Raw genomic sequence first — 454 nt, forward strand, 5'->3', positions numbered from 1 at the left:
GCTGAAATGGCCAGAGACGGTCCTGCTCGCGGCGTCGTATTTGTCGATGACGATCTCGCCGCTCCCGAAGCGGACATGGCCGACCATGGCGCCGGAATCGAGAATGTTGAAGTTGGCGCTGTTCGCGGCGGAGCCGGTCTTGAGCGGATAGCTGCCGGCAAAGTCGTTGGGATCTTTCAGCACCAGCATCGAATTGAAGGTCATGGTAGGTGAGCCTTGCTCGGTTCCCGAGAGATTCAGCATCGGCTTGCCGGCCATCTGCATCATCTGGGCCAGGGTGAAAGACGCCGTCCAAGGTTTGCCTGCGAAGGTTGCCGACATTACGGCTTCCTCGGCGGACACGTGCTGCCAGGCCAGCGGAAGCCCCAAAGCGAAAGGCAAGGACAGCAGCAGCAACGCGCGATGTCTGGCCGCCATATGGTCTCCTCAAAATCAATCAAACCCTTGGAGTTTC

General features: G+C 59.3%; 1 protein-coding gene. It reads right to left on the bottom strand.

Translation table 11 applies throughout. From position 1 onward, the window contains the following. The coding region (locus tag EN786_RS36105; RefSeq protein ID WP_135910035.1) for a hypothetical protein at positions 1-417 on the bottom strand (417 nt) is incomplete at its 3' end. Between the last annotated feature and the right edge of the window lie 37 nt (positions 418-454).

Origin of the sequence: Mesorhizobium sp. M4B.F.Ca.ET.143.01.1.1 (genome assembly GCF_004792275.1) — a bacterium.
GTDB lineage: Bacteria > Pseudomonadota > Alphaproteobacteria > Rhizobiales > Rhizobiaceae > Mesorhizobium > Mesorhizobium abyssinicae.